20 protein-coding genes and 1 CRISPR repeat array are annotated in these 17943 nt (G+C 44.8%); of the genes, 18 read left to right on the plus strand and 2 right to left on the minus strand.

Annotated elements, in window-relative coordinates; genetic code table 11:
* Window positions 1-27 precede the first annotated feature (27 nt).
* From mtnP to V6C27_02535, 5 genes are read left to right on the plus strand one after another with little or no spacing between them, the layout of a single operon-like run.
* Entirely contained in the window at window positions 28-837 is an 810-nt protein-coding gene (gene mtnP / locus V6C27_02515; protein ID MEG6615302.1) for an S-methyl-5'-thioadenosine phosphorylase, read from the plus strand.
* Window positions 837-1916: an S-methyl-5-thioribose-1-phosphate isomerase gene (mtnA, locus tag V6C27_02520; GenBank protein ID MEG6615303.1), complete on the plus strand. Its 1080-nt coding sequence runs from the start codon at window positions 837-839 to the stop codon at window positions 1914-1916. The genes mtnP and mtnA overlap by 1 nt, the downstream gene beginning before the upstream one ends.
* A 14-nt stretch (window positions 1917-1930) precedes the next feature.
* Window positions 1931-3187: an adenosylhomocysteinase gene (locus V6C27_02525; GenBank protein MEG6615304.1), complete on the plus strand. Its 1257-nt coding sequence runs from the start codon at window positions 1931-1933 to the stop codon at window positions 3185-3187.
* Window positions 3188-3216: 29 nt separating this feature from the next.
* On the plus strand, window positions 3217-3876 hold the full coding sequence (locus tag V6C27_02530; GenBank protein ID MEG6615305.1) for a class II aldolase/adducin family protein: 660 nt from the start codon (window positions 3217-3219) through the stop codon (window positions 3874-3876).
* A gap of 15 nt (window positions 3877-3891) precedes the next feature.
* A complete protein-coding gene (locus V6C27_02535; protein MEG6615306.1) occupies window positions 3892-5187 on the plus strand; it encodes an amidohydrolase in 1296 nt (431 codons plus the stop codon).
* 260 nt (window positions 5188-5447) lie between these two features.
* Window positions 5448-6819: a CRISPR direct-repeat array (repeat unit 30 nt; unit sequence GTTTGTAGCCTACCTATAAGGAATTGAAAC).
* A gap of 140 nt (window positions 6820-6959) precedes the next feature.
* Here the strand turns inward: V6C27_02535 and V6C27_02540 are convergent.
* Window positions 6960-8372 (minus strand): aspartate aminotransferase family protein, encoded by a 1413-nt coding sequence (locus tag V6C27_02540; GenBank protein ID MEG6615307.1) that lies wholly within the window; start codon window positions 8370-8372, stop codon window positions 6960-6962.
* A gap of 159 nt (window positions 8373-8531) precedes the next feature.
* Here V6C27_02540 and V6C27_02545 point away from each other — a divergent pair, with 159 nt between their 5' ends.
* The 11 genes from V6C27_02545 (at window position 8532) to V6C27_02595 (ending at window position 15425) form a co-directional block, all read left to right on the plus strand.
* Window positions 8532-8882, plus strand: a complete 351-nt coding sequence (locus tag V6C27_02545; protein ID MEG6615308.1) for a putative DNA-binding protein — start codon at window positions 8532-8534, stop codon at window positions 8880-8882.
* Window positions 8883-8912: 30 nt separating this feature from the next.
* Window positions 8913-10250, plus strand: coding sequence for a signal recognition particle protein (ffh, locus tag V6C27_02550; protein ID MEG6615309.1), 1338 nt, complete (start codon window positions 8913-8915; stop codon window positions 10248-10250).
* Between the two features lie 37 nt (window positions 10251-10287).
* The gene (rpsP, locus tag V6C27_02555) at window positions 10288-10536 is read left to right on the plus strand and encodes a 30S ribosomal protein S16 (protein ID MEG6615310.1); all 249 of its coding nucleotides are present in this window, start codon (window positions 10288-10290) and stop codon (window positions 10534-10536) included.
* Between the two features lie 15 nt (window positions 10537-10551).
* Window positions 10552-10779, plus strand: coding sequence for a KH domain-containing protein (locus V6C27_02560; GenBank protein MEG6615311.1), 228 nt, complete (start codon window positions 10552-10554; stop codon window positions 10777-10779).
* Between the two features lie 50 nt (window positions 10780-10829).
* Window positions 10830-11240: a YlqD family protein gene (locus tag V6C27_02565; GenBank protein MEG6615312.1), complete on the plus strand. Its 411-nt coding sequence runs from the start codon at window positions 10830-10832 to the stop codon at window positions 11238-11240.
* A 7-nt stretch (window positions 11241-11247) separates the two neighbouring features.
* Window positions 11248-11760 carry a ribosome maturation factor RimM gene (rimM, locus tag V6C27_02570; protein ID MEG6615313.1) on the plus strand — a complete coding sequence of 171 codons (513 nt, stop codon included), beginning with the start codon at window positions 11248-11250 and terminating at the stop codon, window positions 11758-11760.
* A complete protein-coding gene (gene trmD / locus V6C27_02575) occupies window positions 11760-12509 on the plus strand; it encodes a tRNA (guanosine(37)-N1)-methyltransferase TrmD (protein ID MEG6615314.1) in 750 nt (249 codons plus the stop codon). The genes rimM and trmD overlap by 1 nt, the downstream gene beginning before the upstream one ends.
* A 207-nt stretch (window positions 12510-12716) precedes the next feature.
* On the plus strand, window positions 12717-13064 hold the full coding sequence (gene rplS / locus V6C27_02580; protein ID MEG6615315.1) for a 50S ribosomal protein L19: 348 nt from the start codon (window positions 12717-12719) through the stop codon (window positions 13062-13064).
* Window positions 13065-13188: 124 nt separating this feature from the next.
* The gene (lepB, locus tag V6C27_02585) at window positions 13189-13737 is read left to right on the plus strand and encodes a signal peptidase I (protein MEG6615316.1); all 549 of its coding nucleotides are present in this window, start codon (window positions 13189-13191) and stop codon (window positions 13735-13737) included.
* A gap of 18 nt (window positions 13738-13755) precedes the next feature.
* Complete coding sequence (gene ylqF, locus V6C27_02590) at window positions 13756-14610, plus strand: ribosome biogenesis GTPase YlqF (protein ID MEG6615317.1); 855 nt, start codon at window positions 13756-13758, stop codon at window positions 14608-14610.
* Window positions 14611-14624: 14 nt separating this feature from the next.
* A complete protein-coding gene (locus V6C27_02595) occupies window positions 14625-15425 on the plus strand; it encodes a ribonuclease HII (GenBank protein ID MEG6615318.1) in 801 nt (266 codons plus the stop codon).
* An 8-nt stretch (window positions 15426-15433) separates the two neighbouring features.
* Here V6C27_02595 and V6C27_02600 read toward each other — a convergent pair whose 3' ends face one another.
* Window positions 15434-15943, minus strand: a complete 510-nt coding sequence (locus tag V6C27_02600; protein ID MEG6615319.1) for a GGDEF domain-containing protein — start codon at window positions 15941-15943, stop codon at window positions 15434-15436.
* Window positions 15944-16036: 93 nt separating this feature from the next.
* Here V6C27_02600 and V6C27_02605 point away from each other — a divergent pair, with 93 nt between their 5' ends.
* Both V6C27_02605 and V6C27_02610 read left to right on the plus strand, forming a co-directional pair.
* Window positions 16037-16399 (plus strand): YraN family protein, encoded by a 363-nt coding sequence (locus V6C27_02605; protein ID MEG6615320.1) that lies wholly within the window; start codon window positions 16037-16039, stop codon window positions 16397-16399.
* A gap of 283 nt (window positions 16400-16682) precedes the next feature.
* On the plus strand, window positions 16683-17882 hold the full coding sequence (locus tag V6C27_02610) for a dicarboxylate/amino acid:cation symporter (GenBank protein ID MEG6615321.1): 1200 nt from the start codon (window positions 16683-16685) through the stop codon (window positions 17880-17882).
* The last annotated feature ends 61 nt before the right edge of the window (window positions 17883-17943 follow it).

A 17943-nucleotide genomic window follows, 5' to 3' on the forward strand; every position in this document is an offset into this window, starting at 1 on the left:
TAATAAAATGAATGGGGGTATAGCGTGATGTCTGTTTCTATGGCCATAATCGGGGGTACTGGGGTTTATGATCCTAATATTCTCTCGAATATTCATGATGTAGAAGTTAGTACTCCTTATGGAGATACAGTGGTTAAAGTTGGTGAATACCAAGGACGGGAAGTGGCCTTTATGAATCGCCATGGTGCCGGTCATTCGGTGCCGCCGCACTTGGTAAATTATCGTTGTAATATTGCTGCCTTAAAGAAACTGGGGGTAAAAAGCATATTGGCCACCGCTGCGGTGGGGTCTTTAAATCCCAATATGAAGCCGGGGGACTTTGTGTTTTGCGATCAGTTTCTTGATTTTACTAAATCCCGAGCGCAGACGTTCTTTGAGGGTGGTGCTCAAGGTGTAATACATCTGGATGTAACTGACCCCTATTGCCCTGAACTGCGGCAATTGCTGGAAAAATCCGCGGTGGATTTAGGTTTGTCCTTTCATCAGGGTGGTGTGTATGTGACTAGTGAAGGTCCGCGCTTTGAAACTCCAGCGGAGATTAAAATGTATAGTATACTGGGTGGAGATTTGGTGGGTATGACCAGTGTGCCCGAGGTGATCTTGGCCCGGGAAGCAGAAATGTGTTATGCTACCATTTGCATGGTCACTAACTTTGCCGCCGGGATTTCTCCTACGCCGTTAACTCACCAAGAGGTGCTGGATATCATGGCGGAAAATGCCATAAATTTACGCAAATTGGCGATGAATACCATCGGGTTAGTATCACCGAACCGCACCTGCGCTTGTCACACAGCGGTGGGAGGCCCGATACATGAACTTTTGAAAGGTGGAGCCTAATGAAAACATTATTTTGGGAAGATGGGGTGTTGCACATCCTTGACCAAACTTTACTGCCCGGCAAGGTGGAATATATCGAGGCCAAGGATGTAGAAACGGTGGCTGACGCCATCCGCCGTCTCAGTGTCCGCGGTGCCCCGGCCATTGGAGCGGCAGCAGCCTACGGCATGGTCATTGGTGCCAACGCCATCAGGGAAACTGAAAAAGAAAAATTTTTGGCTGAAATCAACAAAGTGGGCTATGAGCTTTCCTCAACCAGACCCACTGCGGTCAACCTGCGCTGGGCCATTGATCGTTTGATGGCCTTGGTCAGAGAGCATCAAGGGTTGGATGTCAAGGGAATTAAAAAGTTGCTTTTGGAAGAAGCCCATAAGATTTTTTGCGAAGACCTGGAAGCCAACCGCAAAATGGGGGAATATGGTCAAAAATTGTTGCCGGATAGCGTGCGCATTCTCACTCACTGTAATGCCGGTGCCTTGGCCACTGCCGGTTTGGGCACTGCCCTGGGGGTTATTCGGGCCGCCCACAAAGCCGGCAAAACGATAAAGGTCTATGCAGACGAAACCCGTCCTTTGTTGCAAGGGGCCAGATTAACCGCTTGGGAAATGATGCAGGAAGGGATACCGGTGACGCTGATCACCGACAATATGGCCGGTTATTTGATGGCCCAGGGCAAGGTGGATGCAGTGATAGTGGGAGCGGATCGCATTACCGCCAACGGTGATGTGGCTAATAAAATTGGTACTTATGGCGTGGCGGTGTTGGCTCAAGCCCACAACATCCCCTTTTATGTGGCAGCACCGATATCCACTTTGGATATGAGTATGCCCAGCGGGGATCAAATACCCATTGAACAACGGGCTGCCGATGAAGTAACTCAAATTGGTGGTGTCCAGGTGGCTCCCTCCGGGGTGGAGGTGTGGAATCCGGCCTTTGATGTAACGCCAAATAAATTAGTCACTGCCATCATTACCGAGCGGGGTGTGGTGAAGCAACCTTATCATGAAAATCTGCGTAAGTTGATTGAAACCACCGCACCGGACGACGATTGCAAAAAGTTTAATCAAGCTCAAGTTTAAAGGAGGACATAAATTTGCCAGACTACTTAGTGAAGGATATCAACTTGGCCCCCGAGGGTCGTTTAAAAATAGACTGGGTTAGTAAACACATGCCGGTACTAAATGCCATTAGAGAAGAATTTGAAAGGGATAAGCCATTTAAAGGAATTAAAGTGGCGGTGAGCATTCATTTGGAAGCCAAAACCGCTTACCTGGCAGAAGTGTTGGCTGCCGGAGGCGCCGAAGTTTCCATATCCGGTTCTAATCCTCTGTCCACCCAAGATGATGTGGCTGCAGCACTGGCAGCCACCGGTATGAAAGTATACTCTTGGTATAATGCCACCGACGAAGAATATAAGCAACATCTGCTGCAGGTGTTGGATAACGGCCCAGATATAGTGATTGACGACGGCGGCGACTTGGTACATTTGTTACATACCGAGCGTCAAGATTTGGCTGCCAAAGTGATGGGCGGTTGCGAGGAAACCACCACCGGCGTACTGCGCCTGCGGGCGCTGGATAAAGAGGGTGGCCTGAAATTTCCCATGATTGCGGTCAATGATGCCTTGATGAAGTATTTGTTTGATAACCGCTACGGCACCGGTGAATCGGTGTGGACGGGCATTATGCGCACCACTAACCTGGTTGTGGCCGGTAAAACAGTGGTGGTAATGGGCTATGGCTGGTGCGGTAAAGGGATTGCGTTGCGAGCCAAAGGTTTGGGTGCCAAAGTGGTGGTTACCGAGGTGGATCCTGTTAAGGCCATTGAAGCCCACATGGATGGTTTCGCTGTAATGAACAGCTTAGATGCCGCCAAGGTAGGGGATGTGTTTATTACCGTCACCGGTTGCAAAGATGTGCTGACCGCGAAACATTATCAGGTGATGAAAGACGGCGCCATAATGTGCAATGCCGGGCACTTTGATGTGGAAGTAAACAAACCCGACCTCAAACAAATGGCCACCAATGTACGGCCAGTGCGCAAAAACATTGAAGAATTTACCATGGCAGACGGTCGCAAACTGTTCCTGTTGGCCGAAGGAAGATTGGTCAATCTGGCGGCGGGGGATGGTCACCCGGCAGAAATTATGGATATGTCCTTTGCAGTGCAGGCCATGTCAGCTAAATTTGTGTTGGACAATGCTGGCAGTTTGGAAAAGCGGGTCTATGATGTTCCCGACGCGATAGATGCCAAGGTGGCCGACATCAAATTAAAATCATTGGGCGTGAACATTGATAAGTTAACCCCAGAGCAAGAACGCTACATAAGTTCTTGGAATCATGCCGAATAAATAATCAATGCACGGATGGAGCGTTTAAATTGAAGTTAAAAGTGACAGTGGAAAAGGCCCGGGAACAGGTGGCTAAATTCAGTCAAAAAATGGCCACCATGAACCTAGTGTTGGGCACCTGGGGCAATATATCCTGCCATTTGCCCGAAGATGGGCTGGTGGTGATAACTCCCAGCGGAGTGGATTATGAAACCATGCGTCTACACAAGACGGTGGTGGTGAATATGCAGGGCGAGGTGGAAGAAGGCGAATTAAAGCCCTCCAGTGAAGTTAAGGTTCATTTGGCTGTTTACGCCGCCCGCCCGGATGTTAGGGCGATTGTACATACCCATAGCACCTATGCCAGTGCGCTGGCGGTGGCCAGGGAGCCGATACCACCAATTTTGGAAGATATGGCCTCGTTGATTGGCGGCGAGGTGGCGGTGGCGGAATATGCCTTGGCCGGCACTGATCTACTGGCCACCAATGTTGTCAGCTCGCTGGGAGATAGGAATGCGGTGCTGATGGCGAGCCATGGCATTGTTGGGGTTGGTAGAGATCTAACAGAAGCATTTAATGTTGCTATGATGGTTGAACGCTGTGCCCATATCTATACCATTGCCAAGCAAGTGGGCAATCCGCATATGCTAGGGCCGGAAGATGTGGCCTTTATGCGGAATTTCTACTTGACTAAATACGGGCAAAAATAACGAGGAGGTGAATCGATGGCCAATATACTTATTCGCAATGTGGACATTTTGACCATGACTGAAGATCAACAGGTGATAAACGACGGGGAAATGGTGGTGTCTGGCAACAAGTTGCTGGTGGTGGGGGAGCGCGGTTCGGTGCCGAAAGATTTCAAGGCAGACATTGAAATAGATGGCAGTGGCATGGTGGCGATGCCTGGATTTGTCAACTGCCACACCCATGCGGCCATGACATTACTGCGGGGTTACGCCGGTGATCTACCGCTAATGGAGTGGCTTCACAACATCTGGCCCATTGAGGATAAAATGCAGGCCGCTGATATTTATTACGGCAGTCTGCTGGCTTGCGTGGAAATGATTAAATCCGGCACCACCACCTTTGCCGATATGTACAGTTTTATGGATAAAGTAGCGGACGCGGCCATAGAAAGTGGCATGAGGGCGGTGTTGGCCCGGGGGTTAATCGGCGCAGCGCCTAACGGCATGCAAGCGTTGGCAGAGAACAAAGAGTTTGTCCAACAATATCAAGGCGCGGCCAACGGGCGGATTACAACGATGATTGGACCCCATGCCCCTTATACCTGCCCGCCGGATTACCTGTTAAAAGTTATCGAGGCGGCGGAAGAGCTGAAGGTTGGTCTGCACATCCACTTGGCGGAAACGGCCACCGAGTATACTGATATTGTCAATCAGTACGGCAAAACACCAATTCAGCATGTGGAAAGTTTAGGTTTGTTTAAGTTACCTACCTTGGCTGCCCACTGTGTGCACCTGGATAACCAAGATATTGAAATACTGGCCAAATATAACGTCGGCGTGGCCCACAACCCCGAAAGCAACATGAAACTGGCCAGTGGCATTGCCCCGGTGCCGAAATTGCTGGCTGCGGGGGTCAATGTGGGACTGGGTACCGATGGAGCATCCAGTAACAACAATCTCGATATGTTGGAAGAAATGCGTTCAGCGGCACTGCTACATAAAGTTTCCTCCATGGACCCCACAGTGATGCCTGCCCAGCAGGCATTGAAAATGGCCACTGTTAATGGCGCAAAAGTACTGGGCTTGGAGAAGGAAATTGGCCAACTGAAACCAGGAATGAAGGCTGATTTTATTCTGATTAACTTTAAAGCGCCGCACCTCTATCCCAAATTGGATATTGCAGCGCATCTGGTGTATGCTGCCCACAGCGCCGACGTGGACACGGTAATTATTGATGGGGAACTGGTTATGCAAAACCGCAAAATACTGACCGTTGATGAAGATGAAATTATGCAACAAGTGGCTGAACGAGCTAAACGATTACTGGCCTAAAAGGCGGGTGCAATTGCGCACCCGCTTTTTGAGCATATTATCTATATATTAGTATAGAGAGTGATAGCCGAAAATTAGGTGGCTTTTGCCTTTCCGTCGACCTATAATAGCGCAAAAAAGCCGGGGGGTCGACGGAAAGAATCTTGGCAATTTAGCAGGTTTTTTGTCATTAACGTAGTATTACACAGGTTAGAAGTTGATTTTTAAGGATAATATTACTAAAATGTAATGATTTGGTGCTAAATTTAAGTAAAAAATGGGTTTGTAGCCTACCTATAAGGAATTGAAACTCATATTACCCAGCGTAGCATGTCCGAGCAAACTAGTTTGTAGCCTACCTATAAGGAATTGAAACTTATACAGAACAAAGAAAAGCCAGGGGAGTTAAATTAGTTTGTAGCCTACCTATAAGGAATTGAAACCCAATGGCCGCAAATACAGCGTTATCACTTTTTAGATATGTTTGTAGCCTACCTATAAGGAATTGAAACAGCAACAATCCAGAGGTTAAAATAGCCGCCGGGAAGAGTTTGTAGCCTACCTATAAGGAATTGAAACTCTTCCTCCGCTTTCATGTGAGCTGCCACTATGGGAAAGTTTGTAGCCTACCTATAAGGAATTGAAACCTAAAATAAATACCTAGCAAAAAAAACTTAAAAAAGTTTGTAGCCTACCTATAAGGAATTGAAACTAATAAGTATGATTAACGGTGAAAGTGCTGCAATTAGTTGTTTGTAGCCTACCTATAAGGAATTGAAACCCACACAGGCTTTTAAAAAGCAATCGTGACCGCTTCCGTTTGTAGCCTACCTATAAGGAATTGAAACACTGTAGATAGTTAGTTACTATGCCAGCCGCTAGTTGGTTTGTAGCCTACCTATAAGGAATTGAAACTGAACTAGCACGGAAGAAGGAACAGAAATATAGAAAGTGTTTGTAGCCTACCTATAAGGAATTGAAACTTGAGTTTGATATTCTCACTAATGAAGAACCAACAGAGTTTGTAGCCTACCTATAAGGAATTGAAACTAGGGTTGCCTGTTAAACATAACGCCACCCCTATTCGTTTGTAGCCTACCTATAAGGAATTGAAACAACTGTCAATGTAAATTACTTTACATCTTCTATTAGTTTGTAGCCTACCTATAAGGAATTGAAACAAATCTGCGCTATCAAAAGCATGGGACGGCATGCAGGGTTTGTAGCCTACCTATAAGGAATTGAAACAAATTTATGCAGCAAGGCTATTACTGCTGGCCCTCATTGTTTGTAGCCTACCTATAAGGAATTGAAACAGATTCGGTATACTAGCAGCAATACCAGCGGAAAACATGTTTGTAGCCTACCTATAAGGAATTGAAACTCCTTTGGATAATTCCCTACAATCTGGACACAATAACGTTTGTAGCCTACCTATAAGGAATTGAAACTACCATAACAGAAGTAGGGCAATCGAAAATTAGCTAAAGTTTGTAGCCTACCTATAAGGAATTGAAACGATTTTCCACAACCTATACATTTTATTTTTGGCATTGTTTGTAGCCTACCTATAAGGAATTGAAACTCAAGGTTTAATAATAGGCAATAACGAATATTACCCTTGTTTGTAGCCTACCTATGAGGGATTGAGTGGTTTTAATGTTGGGAGACTGAGAAGTATAGGGGTATGGGAATAAATCCGGGGTCAGTTTACATACTGACCCCGGAAGCAACAGGTGTGGTAAGTTTGGGCGGGCGTGTAAACCCGCCCTTTAATGTGAGGAAAACCGGAGTTATTTTTTCCCCAGTGATTTTAATATCGTCCTGGCCCCAGAGGCGGCCACGCTGAAAAAACCTTTGTGGGTTTGAAAAATCTCCTCCAGCGATTGCACCACATGATCCAACTGCTGATATTCCACCGTGAGCGGTGGCTCTAAACGGATTACATTGGGATTATTTAAGGTATAGGCGGTAATGATGCCATACTTATTCAACAACTCTCCGGCCACTAAACTGCCCATAAACTCCTCGGCCAGTTTATTCAATGTCCCCAAAGTAGCCTTATATGTAAACCCCTTGGGCTGAGCAAATTCTAAACCAACCATTAGCCCGCGCCCTCGCACATCGGCCAGCAATGGATACTTATCCTTCAGGGCGGATAATTTGCTTCGCAAATATTCGCCCTTTTCCTTAGCCTGGACAATCAAATTTTCTTGATAAAGCACTTCGATGGTGGCAATGGCGGCGGCAGCAGCTAAGCTATTGCCACCAAAGGTGGATGTATGTAACGTCGCCTTTTCAATACTGCCATAGGCCCGTTGCCAGATTTCATCGGTGGTGATGTAGGCGCCGATGGGCATTACGCCACCGCCTAAAGACTTGGCAATGCATAAAATGTCTGGCGTGGTGTCTTCCTGTTCGCAGGCAAACATGGTGCCAGTCCTTCCCATGCCGGTTTGGATTTCATCAACTATCAGCAATGTGCCGTGCCGTTGACATAACCTTTGGACAGATGCTAAATAGCCCGTAGGAGGTACGTTGATGCCCCCCTCCCCTTGGATTGGCTCCACAATAAAGGCGGCGGCATCGTTTTGTTCAAGAGCCTTTGCTAAAGCATCAATATCGCCAAAGGGAACCGCCACGGTGTCGGTCAGCAGTGGCTGAAAAGGCTTTTGATATTTTTCTCGGCCGGTTACTGAAAGGGCGCCAAAGGTTTTGCCGTGGAAAGAACCAAGACAATAGATGATTTTAGACCGACCGGTGGCTATGCGAGCCAACTTTAAAGCACCTTCCACCGCCTCGGCTCCGCTGTTGCCAAAGAAACAGCGCTGCAATTTTCCCGGTGTAATGTGGGCCAAGTTGGCAGCCAAAGCGCCGGCCAAAGTGCCTAATGAAGCTTGCAAAAGATTGGGCAACTTTTGGGCCTTTGCCACCGCTTGTAAAACCCGTGGATGATTGTGGCCTAAATTTAAGGCGCCATATCCACCCAAAAAATCATAGTATTGGCGGCCGTCGCTGTCCCATACCGACACGCCCTCGGCCTTGACAAATTGAGCATCAAAGTTAATTAAACCCAACATGGTGGCTAAACTGGAATTGATATATTTTTTGTGTAAATCTTTAACATCCTGGCGGTTTAAATTGAATGCTTGCTCTAGGCTGATCAATTGGTCTGACAAATTGTTGTGTTGTGGTTGCTGTAACATAAATTCGCCTCCTAAGGAAATTATCACCATATTATTATTCTATCATTCACGCTCTATACCTTTTGTCAGATAAAAATCGCAGTATTACTTGACAGCGATCAAAGATTTCTGTAGAATCATTCTGTAAAGTGTATTGCCTTTATAGGGGTGGAGGCTGCTGTGGACAAAGTTATTTGGATAACCTTGCTGTATGATTTTTACGGTCAACTGCTAACTGAGCGTCAGCAGCGTTTTATTGACCTATACTATGGTCAGGATTTTTCTTTGGGTGAAATTGCCGAAGAATATCAAGTAACCCGTCAGGCGGTACATGATACCTTGAAACGAGCTGAAAAACTACTTGCCGGCTATGAAGGAAAATTGGGTTTGGTAGATAAGTTCATGTGCCAGCGCAAAGTAATAGCCGAAGCTTTGGATTTGTTAAAAGCCTTCCGCCAGGACCGCAACCCCGATCAATTAGATCGGATAGAACAAATATTGGCTGAAATTACAGAGCTAGAAGAAAAGTAACTCAGCCTCAGTAAAGGGGTGCAGTCAAAAATGTTTCAAAGTTTATCTGAAAGGCTACAGGATACCTTTAAAAAGCTCAAAGGTAAAGGACATCTTACAGAAGCCGATGTAACCGAGGCCATGCGCGAAGTGCGGGTAGCATTACTAGAGGCTGATGTAAACTATAAAGTGGTAAAAGAGTTTGTGGCCTCGGTCAAGGAAAAGGCTGTTGGCCAAGATGTGTTCTCCAGTTTGACCCCTGGGCAGCAGGTGGTTAAAATTGTTCGCGAACAATTGATTGAGCTGTTGGGTGGAGTACAAAGTAAAATAAACATTGCGCCAAAACCGCCAACAATTGTGATGTTGGTGGGCTTACAAGGCTCTGGTAAAACCACCACTTGCGGTAAATTGGCCAATTTGTTGCGCAAACAGGGACGGCGTCCGCTGTTGGTTGCTTGTGATGTCTACCGACCAGCGGCCATTAAACAATTAGAAGTGTTGGGAAAACAACTGGATATTCCAGTGTTTTCAATGGGTCAGATTAATCCGGTGGATATTGCCAAGGCGGCAGTGGATCATGCCTATAGCAATGGGCAAGATTTGGTGATTATCGACACAGCCGGTCGTTTGCACATTAACGAAGAGTTGATGGATGAACTTAAAAATATTAAAGCCACCGTCAAGCCTCATGAAATCTTACTGGTGGTGGATGCCATGACCGGTCAGGATGCAGTTAACGTTTCAGAAAGCTTCAATGAAACTTTAGGTCTAGACGGTGTGATCATGACCAAGTTAGATGGTGACACCAGAGGTGGAGCGGCCCTTTCGGTGCGTAAAGTTACTGGTACGCCGATTAAGTTTGTAGGCATGGGTGAAAAACTGGATGCGTTAGAGGTGTTCCACCCAGACCGAATGGCTGACCGTATTCTGGGCATGGGTGATGTGTTGACCCTGATAGAAAAGGCCCAAGCTAGCATTGATGCCGAAGAAGCGTCCAAATTAAGCCAAAAACTAAAGGCTGCCAATTTCACATTGGATGACTTTTTTGATCAACTACAGCAAGTTAAAAAAATGGGCCCGCTGGATCAGATTATGGGCATGATACCAGGTATGAACAAGCTTAAGGGTATCCAAGATCAGATAGATGACAAAGAGTTGGTATATGTTGAAGCCATTATCCAGTCAATGACACCCTATGAACGTCAACATCCCGAGAAGATTAATGGCAGCAGACGCAAACGCATTGCCCTGGGCAGCGGTACCAAAGTACAAGACGTAAACCGATTGCTAAAACAGTTTGAACAGACCAGAAAAATGTTTAAGCAATTTGGCGATATGGAAAAGCAAATGAAAAAGGGTAAAAAATTCAAATTGCCATTCCCTTTTTAATTGACATATCTAAACTTTTTAAAGGAGGTGACATCAAGTGGCAACAAGAATTCGCTTAAAAAGAATGGGCGCTAAAAAAGCTCCATTTTATCGTATAGTAGTGGCTGACTCCCGTTCACCACGCGACGGTCGTTTTATTGAGGAAATTGGTTATTATGATCCACTGAAAAAGCCAGTGGTAATCAATGTCAATAAAGACAAAGCCCAAGATTGGCTAAAGAAAGGTGCTCAGCCTTCTGAAACCGTTAAATCTTTGTTTGTAAAGGCAGGAGTGCTGGAGAAATAGGGAGGGATTTAGACGATGAAAGAATTGGTTGAAATTCTTGCCCAATCCCTTGTGGACCAGCCAAATTTGGTTGATGTCAGAATGGTAGAAAAAGAAAAATCTGTAATTATCGAACTAAGAGTAGCCCCAGATGACATGGGCAAAGTTATTGGCAAACAGGGTCGTATAGCCCGGGCCATACGCACCGTTGTAAAGGCTGCTGCCACAAAGCAACGCAAAAAAGTAGTTGTAGAAATAATATAACAAGGGGACATTAGTCCCCTTGTTATATTATTATTCTAGGGGGTATGGGGTTGCAAAGTATAAAAATAACCAGGCCGGTGGTTATAAAGGTTAGGGTTACGGAAGAATATAAAAAGGTAGTGGCATTTGAATTGCAGAAACTAATCCATGGTTTGGATCTAGAGCTGCAACAACTTGAATTTCAAGCAAAAAAATTACAGGCAGAAGTGGCCAAAAATTCGCAATTTGCCGTGACAGCAAAGCAAAAACTAGAGGAAGAAGTTAGGCAAAGATTGAACAAAAAACAACAGTATATGGATAAGATTAAAGACATTAGTAGGTTGGAGCTTGGTAGCGAGGTAATACATGGCCGAGTGGAAAGTTTGGTGGAGTTAAAAGTAGGCGATGATTGGAACCAACTGATGAATGTTGAGGTGCTGATTGAAAACGGTAAAGTGCTGGAGATAAGGCAAGGGGTGTAAAGGGATAATGGGTGAGCAATACATTACAATAGGTGAGATCGTTAACACTCAAGGTATCAAGGGAGAGGTGCGGGTGTTGCCCCAGACTGATTTCCCAGAACGGTTTAAGGAATTAAACGAAGTCTTAATTTATCATCAAAATCAACGGTTTACATACCAGATCACATCGGCTAGGCAGCACAAGCAGTTCATCATTATAAAGTTTGCAGAAGTAACTGATATGAACGGAGCCGAAAAACTAAAGGGAGCGTTAATGCAAATCACCCCAGATCAATTGGTGTCGCTACCTAAGGACAACTATTATATCTTTGAAATTGTTGGTCTTGACGTGTATACCACTGCAGGGGAAAAATTGGGTAGCCTTAAGCAAGTGCTAAAGACCGGTGCTAATGATGTTTATGTGGTTAAACCACCCACCGGTGCAGATATACTGGTGCCAGCACTAAAGCAGGTGGTAAAAGAAATAAACATAGAAGCCAACCGCATGGTGGTGGAGCTTCCCGAAGGGTTGCTGGACTAATGCGTATAGATATATTGACGTTATTTCCTGAGATGTTTGCCGGTCCCTTTGATACCAGTATTCTAAAAAGAGCCCGGGAAAACAAATTGCTCGATATTAACTTAATTAACATTCGTGATTTCTCTCAAAACAAGCACCATACGGTAGACGATACGCCCTTTGGCGGCGGTGCGGGGATGGTAATGCAGGCAGAACCGATTTTTAAAGCCATGGAGTATTTGGAACAACAACAAGGCGATTTGGGCCGGGTGGTCATGATGTGCCCCCAGGGTCAACCCTTTAGCCAAGAGTTGGCCAAAGATTTAGCCACCGCCCGCAGATTGGTGTTGCTTTGTGGCCACTATGAAGGCATAGATGAGCGGGTGCGAGAAAAACTGGTAACCGATGAGATTTCCATCGGCGACTATGTGTTGACAGGCGGGGAATTGCCGGCCATGGTGGTGGTGGATGCAGTGGCCAGAATGATTCCCGGTGTGTTGGGAGAAATGGCTTCGGCTGAGGAAGATTCTTTTTACAGTGGGCTGTTGGAACACCCACATTATACCAAGCCTAGGAATTATCAAGGCATGGAAGTGCCGGAAATACTTTTATCCGGTCACCATAAAAATATCGAAAAATGGCGCCGGCGCCAGTCGTTAATGCGCACTTTGGAAAGACGCCCCGAGCTTTTAGATAATGTAGAATTGACTAAAGAGGACAAAAAGGTATTGCAAGAGGTATACGATAAATTGAAGAAACTGTTGAAATGAAAATCTTTTTTGGTAGCATTTGTCAATGTGGAAATCAGCCATACATGAGTAACGGTTATTTTAAATGGTTAAAATGAAAAATGTTGATTGAAAAACTTTGTTATGTTATAATAGCTAAGGTTTGGTATTAAGGGCGGTCCGCTACCTTACATAGTGTTAAAGATTAATAAGAAGGTATGAACGTCTATACAGGAAGGAGGAAATGTAATGGACCTCATTAAGTCATTAGAACAAGATTATTACAGAAGCGATATTCCTGATTTTAAGCCTGGCGATACTGTTAAAGTACACGTAAAGGTTGTTGAAGGTACCCGTGAGCGTATCCAGGTGTTTGAAGGTGTTGTTATCAAGCGTAGAGGAACTGGTTTAAGCGAAACATTTACTGTACGCAAAATTGCTTCTGGTGTAGGTGTTGAAAGAACTTTCCCGCTGCACAGCCAACGTGTTGATAAAATTGAAGTTGCTCGCCGCGGTCGTGTAAGAAGGGCTAGACTATACTATCTGCGTAACCTGCGTGGTAAAGCTGCCCGCATTAAAGAAATTCATAATAGATAATGGCATTAACAAGGGGGGGACTGGCTCAATGCAGACAGTCCCCCTTTGCTATATCTTTAAATTGAAATAAATGATAAAATTTACATAAGTGCAGCAGAATAGGGGGGAGCGGTCCTTGAAAGATATTGAAGAAAAAGAGCCAGAAAAGGAAATTGACGGTGTAAAAACAAGTGCTTTGCGGGAATTGTTGGAGTCAGTGGTTATTGCCGTGGTGCTGGCCATAGTGATCAGAATGTTTGTTATTGAGCCTTTCTACATACCTTCTGGCTCGATGGAACCAACGCTAATGGTAAATGACCGGATTATTGTTAGCAAGCTGTCCTATCATTTTGAACAACCGGAGTACGGTGATATCGTGGTGTTTAAGTATCCCATGGATACCAGTAGAAATTTTGTAAAAAGATTAATTGGTGAGCCAGGGGATACTGTGGAATTGAAGGATAGTAAACTGTACATAAACGGTGAGGCGATGCCGGAATCCTTTTTGCCCGCCGGTTTACAATACGACAATTTTGGCCCGATAGAAGTGCCCGCCGGGCAGTATTTTATGCTTGGTGATAATCGCAATAACAGTGAGGACAGCCGCTACTGGGGCTTTCTGCCTGAGGATTTAATTGTTGGTAAAGCAGTATTCATTTATTGGCCTTTGGACCGTTTGAGTATAGCTAGATAAATTGGTGGTGAATTGTTAGTGGAGCAACAAAATGCTATTCAGTGGTTTCCTGGTCACATGGCTAAAGCCAGACGGTTGGTGCAAGAGAACCTTAAACTGGTTGACGTGGTTATTGAATTACTGGATGCCCGGATACCGTTGAGCAGTCGCAACCCGATGATTGATGAAATTTTAGGAAAAAAGCCCAGGTTAGTGGTGCTAAACAAATCTGATCTGGCTGACCCAACCATCACCAAAAGGTGGCTGGAATACTTTAAAACCCCTATTAGTCAGTCGGTAACGGTGGATTCTGTTACAGGCAAGGGGTTCTCCGAGGTGCCTGCTAAAGCTCAGCTGTTGGTGGCAGACATGATGGCTAAGCTAGCGGCTGCGGGCAGGCGACCGAGGGCGGTAAGATGTATGGTGGTGGGGATACCTAATGTTGGCAAGTCATCATTTATTAACCGCTTATCCCGTCGCAAATCAACCCAAACCGGGGATCGACCGGGAGTAACTAAAGGTAAACAAATTATCAAAATTAACAATGATTTTGAATTGTTGGATACTCCGGGCATACTGTGGCCAAAGTTTGAAGATGTGGAAGTGGGCTTTAAACTGGCAGCAACCGGAGCGATAAAGGAGCAAGTGATTAATGTAGAAGAAGTGGCCATCTACTTGCTTGGACTGCTGAAAGAACTGAAACCCGAAGGTATCGCTACCCGCTATAAACTGACCGAATTGGCTGAGGATCCGATACAGTTGTTAGAACAAATTGGCGTTAAAAGGGGTTTGCTGATCGGTGGGGGGCAAGTGGATTATCTAAAATCCTCGGTTTTAGTGTTAAAAGAATTTAGAGAAGGTAAACTTGGAAAAATCTCTTTAGAGAAACCCTAGAGGCGAAATTAATTATGGACATTAGTAAATTAACGATAACAGAGATTAAAAAAATAATTAAAGAACACCAAGCCAGCGGTGTCATCGCCGATGATTTGTTAGCAGCGGTGGCCAGTGATGCTAGACAAGGTGTGCAAAAAATACATAAAGAAATTATAAAAAAGCAACAGCAACTGGCAGCAGAAGAAAGCAGGTTGGCTCAGCTGTTCAATTATGAGCGAGAACTGATTGCTCAGGGCAAACAATATTTGGCTGGCGTGGATGAAGTGGGGCGCGGACCATTGGCAGGTCCGGTGGTGGCGGCAGCGGTGATTTTACCCCATAATATAAAGTTGTATGGATTAAATGATTCTAAAAAGTTAACCAAAGCTAAACGGGAGCAGCTAACCCAGCTAATCAAGGGAACCGCCCTTTGCTGGGCCATTGGCACTGCTTCCACAGAGGAAATTGCTAAGGTGAATATTTACCAGGCTTCGGTACTGGCAATGGCTAGAGCGGTTGAAGGCTTGACCACCGTGCCCGATCATTTATTGATAGATGCCGTCAAAATTCCGCAATTAACTATACCGCAAACACCAATCATTGGTGGTGATGGACTTAGTGCATCGATAGCAGCAGCATCAATCATTGCTAAGACCCATCGCGATCAATTGATGGATGATTACCACCGAAGCTATCCTCAGTATGGCTTTGATAAACATAAGGGCTATCCGACGCCGGAGCATTTGCAAGCATTAAAACAGCATGGCCCCTCGCCCATTCACCGGATGAATTATGGCCCGGTGGCAGAGTTATTACAGCAAAATTTGTTTTAAAGGGCACGTTACAGCGTGCCCTTTACTCGATTGCGACCACAATGTTTAGCATATCTCAATGTGGCGTCTGCCGCTTTTAAAAATTTCTCCACATCCATACCTTTGGATAACTCGGATATTCCAGCACTGGCGGTCACTTTAACCTCTTTACCAGCCACTATAAATATTTCATTTTCAACTATATCCAGTATTCTTTGGGCAAAAAGATAGGCTTGACTGAGATTGGTGTCACGCAATGTGATGGCAAAATCCGCCGAATGACAACGAACAATAGTATCATCTGCTCGTTTGTTTGCTTTTATAATTTCGCTTAGGCGGACAAGCACTTTATCACCTTGGGCATAGCCATAGGTTTTATTGAATAAATCCAAATGATCAATATCAATCATTATTAAAGAAAGAGCAGTGCCGCTGTTGCGGGCAAGGGCCACTTCTTTAGTCACTATTTGCTGTAATTTACCGCAGTTTAGTAATCCGGTTAAGGGGCAGAGATGATTATTTTTGTCATTTGTTGTCATATATTCCTGACCCACCTTCATTGTACATTTTTTACATATTATGGGTATAGGTAAAAAAGGTGCTAAATTTAATGAAATTCGGAGGTTTGGATGATGACCTTTTTCCGACAAAAAACTGGAAAATTAGGAGAGGATGCTGCAGTAACTTACTTAAAGCGTAGGGGAATGACAATTAAAACCCGCAATTACAGGTGTCGAATTGGTGAATTGGATATCGTGGCCATTGACCAAGGAGTGCTGGTTTTTGTGGAGGTGCGCTCTAGGCGTACCATTGGTTATGGATTACCGCAGGAAACCATTGACGTAAATAAAATAGCTAAGGTGCGGCGGGTGGCCGAGTATTACTTGATGGTTAATAAATTAATTGATGTTGAATGCCGCTTTGACGTCATAGCACTGCAGTTAAATGATGAGGGCGGTGTGAAAAATTTGGATTATATCCGGAATGCATTTTAATCTGCCTGCAAATACAAAATATAAAGATAAAGGCTAGTATTCAAAGTATGGACATAAGAATGCAGAAAATTAGCCAATTTTCGACAAATCAACGGTTTGCAAAGCATGCAAAATACATTAAAATTATGTTTGAGTATATTTAGATCCATTATTTTAATATTAATATAAAAAGGAGGCTAGGAGGATATAGTTATCAATAATTAGTGGAATTTGTCGCAACTTTTAAAACAATATTGTTGTTTTTTCGCAATAACAAATCTAACAACCAAAAGAGGTGTAGCACATGAAAAGAATTGGACTTTTACCTAGATTAATCATTGGTTTGACCCTTGGAATCCTAATAGGTTACCTCTCTAGCATTGTACAAGTGGAATTTCCGGTGCGCCTGTTGGCTACCTTTAACGGTATTTTTGGTAACTTCTTAAACTACGTTATTCCGCTAATTATTATCGGTTTTGTTGCCCCTGGTATTGCAGAATTAGGTAAGGGTGCTGGGCGGCTACTGGGTATCACCACCTTATTTGCTTATGGTTCAACAGTAATTGCTGGCACTTTCGCCTTTTTAGTGGGAACAGGCCTGTTGCCTAAGATTGTTAACGCCGCCAGTGGTCAGGCCAGTAACCCAGAGGAAGCTCTGCTGAGCGGTTTTTTCCAGGTTGAAATGCCACCCATTATGGGGGTAATGACAGCACTGATCACTGCCTTTCTGTTTGGTTTGGGTATGGCAGCAATTGACAACAAATCTATGTATCAAGTAACCAGAGACTTCCAAGAGATTATTGAAAAAGTAATTAAAGTGGTTATAATTCCTTTGTTGCCCTTCCACATTGCTGGTATCTTTGCCAACATGACCTATGGTGGCGAAGTGGTTAGGGTTATGCAAGTATTTGGTGCGGTGTTTGCCATTGTTATAGTTTGTCACCTGCTAATGCTTGTCTTCCAGTACACCACCGCCGGTAGCATGACTGGAAGAAACCCGTTGAAAGCGCTCAGAAACATGGTCCCAGCCTATTTAACTGCCATCGGCACCCAGTCTTCAGCGGCTACAATACCTGTAACCCTGAATTGTACTAAAAAGAATGGTGTATCTGCCGGAGTGGCTGACTTTGCAGTGCCCCTTTGTGCCACCATCCACCTGTCCGGCAGCACCATTACGTTAACACTGTGTTCCATGGCGGTGATGTTAATGGCAGGTACAGCGCCGGTGTTTGGCGAAATGTTTCCATTCATTTTAATGCTGGGTGTAACTATGGTGGCAGCACCTGGTGTGCCTGGGGGCGCGGTGATGGCGGCCTTAGGTCTGTTACAATCCATGCTAGGTTTTAGCGAAGCACAACTGGGTCTGATGATTGCCCTTTACCTCACCCAAGATAGCTTTGGTACCGCATGCAACGTCACCGGTGACGGAGCCATTGCTATGCTGACTGATAAATTTGCCAAAGGATCGGCAACAACTGCTAATCCGGCAGAGGCAAATGCTTAGGCATAAAAATTAATAAATAACTAAATTTACCATAAGCGGAACTAATTAGGTTCCGCTTTTT

The organism is Peptococcaceae bacterium 1198_IL3148, assembly GCA_036763105.1.
Taxonomy (GTDB): domain Bacteria; phylum Bacillota; class Desulfotomaculia; order Desulfotomaculales; family Desulfohalotomaculaceae; genus JBAIYS01.

What these genes read in the sequence shown, in the direction of transcription:
- V6C27_02595 (MEG6615318.1), top strand. Translation starts at nt 14,625, where the DNA reads ATGGACATTAGTAAATTAACGATAACAGAGATTAAAAAAATAATTAAA.
- V6C27_02605 (MEG6615320.1), top strand. Translation starts at nt 16,037, where the DNA reads ATGACCTTTTTCCGACAAAAAACTGGAAAATTAGGAGAGGATGCTGCA.
- trmD (MEG6615314.1), top strand. Translation starts at nt 11,760, where the DNA reads ATGCGTATAGATATATTGACGTTATTTCCTGAGATGTTTGCCGGTCCC.
- V6C27_02540 (MEG6615307.1), bottom strand. Translation starts at nt 8,372, where the DNA reads ATGTTACAGCAACCACAACACAACAATTTGTCAGACCAATTGATCAGC.
- V6C27_02600 (MEG6615319.1), bottom strand. Translation starts at nt 15,943, where the DNA reads ATGACAACAAATGACAAAAATAATCATCTCTGCCCCTTAACCGGATTA.
- V6C27_02560 (MEG6615311.1), top strand. Translation starts at nt 10,552, where the DNA reads ATGAAAGAATTGGTTGAAATTCTTGCCCAATCCCTTGTGGACCAGCCA.
- mtnA (MEG6615303.1), top strand. Translation starts at nt 837, where the DNA reads ATGAAAACATTATTTTGGGAAGATGGGGTGTTGCACATCCTTGACCAA.
- ffh (MEG6615309.1), top strand. Translation starts at nt 8,913, where the DNA reads ATGTTTCAAAGTTTATCTGAAAGGCTACAGGATACCTTTAAAAAGCTC.
- rplS (MEG6615315.1), top strand. Translation starts at nt 12,717, where the DNA reads ATGGACCTCATTAAGTCATTAGAACAAGATTATTACAGAAGCGATATT.
- mtnP (MEG6615302.1), top strand. Translation starts at nt 28, where the DNA reads ATGTCTGTTTCTATGGCCATAATCGGGGGTACTGGGGTTTATGATCCT.
- V6C27_02535 (MEG6615306.1), top strand. Translation starts at nt 3,892, where the DNA reads ATGGCCAATATACTTATTCGCAATGTGGACATTTTGACCATGACTGAA.
- V6C27_02610 (MEG6615321.1), top strand. Translation starts at nt 16,683, where the DNA reads ATGAAAAGAATTGGACTTTTACCTAGATTAATCATTGGTTTGACCCTT.
- rimM (MEG6615313.1), top strand. Translation starts at nt 11,248, where the DNA reads ATGGGTGAGCAATACATTACAATAGGTGAGATCGTTAACACTCAAGGT.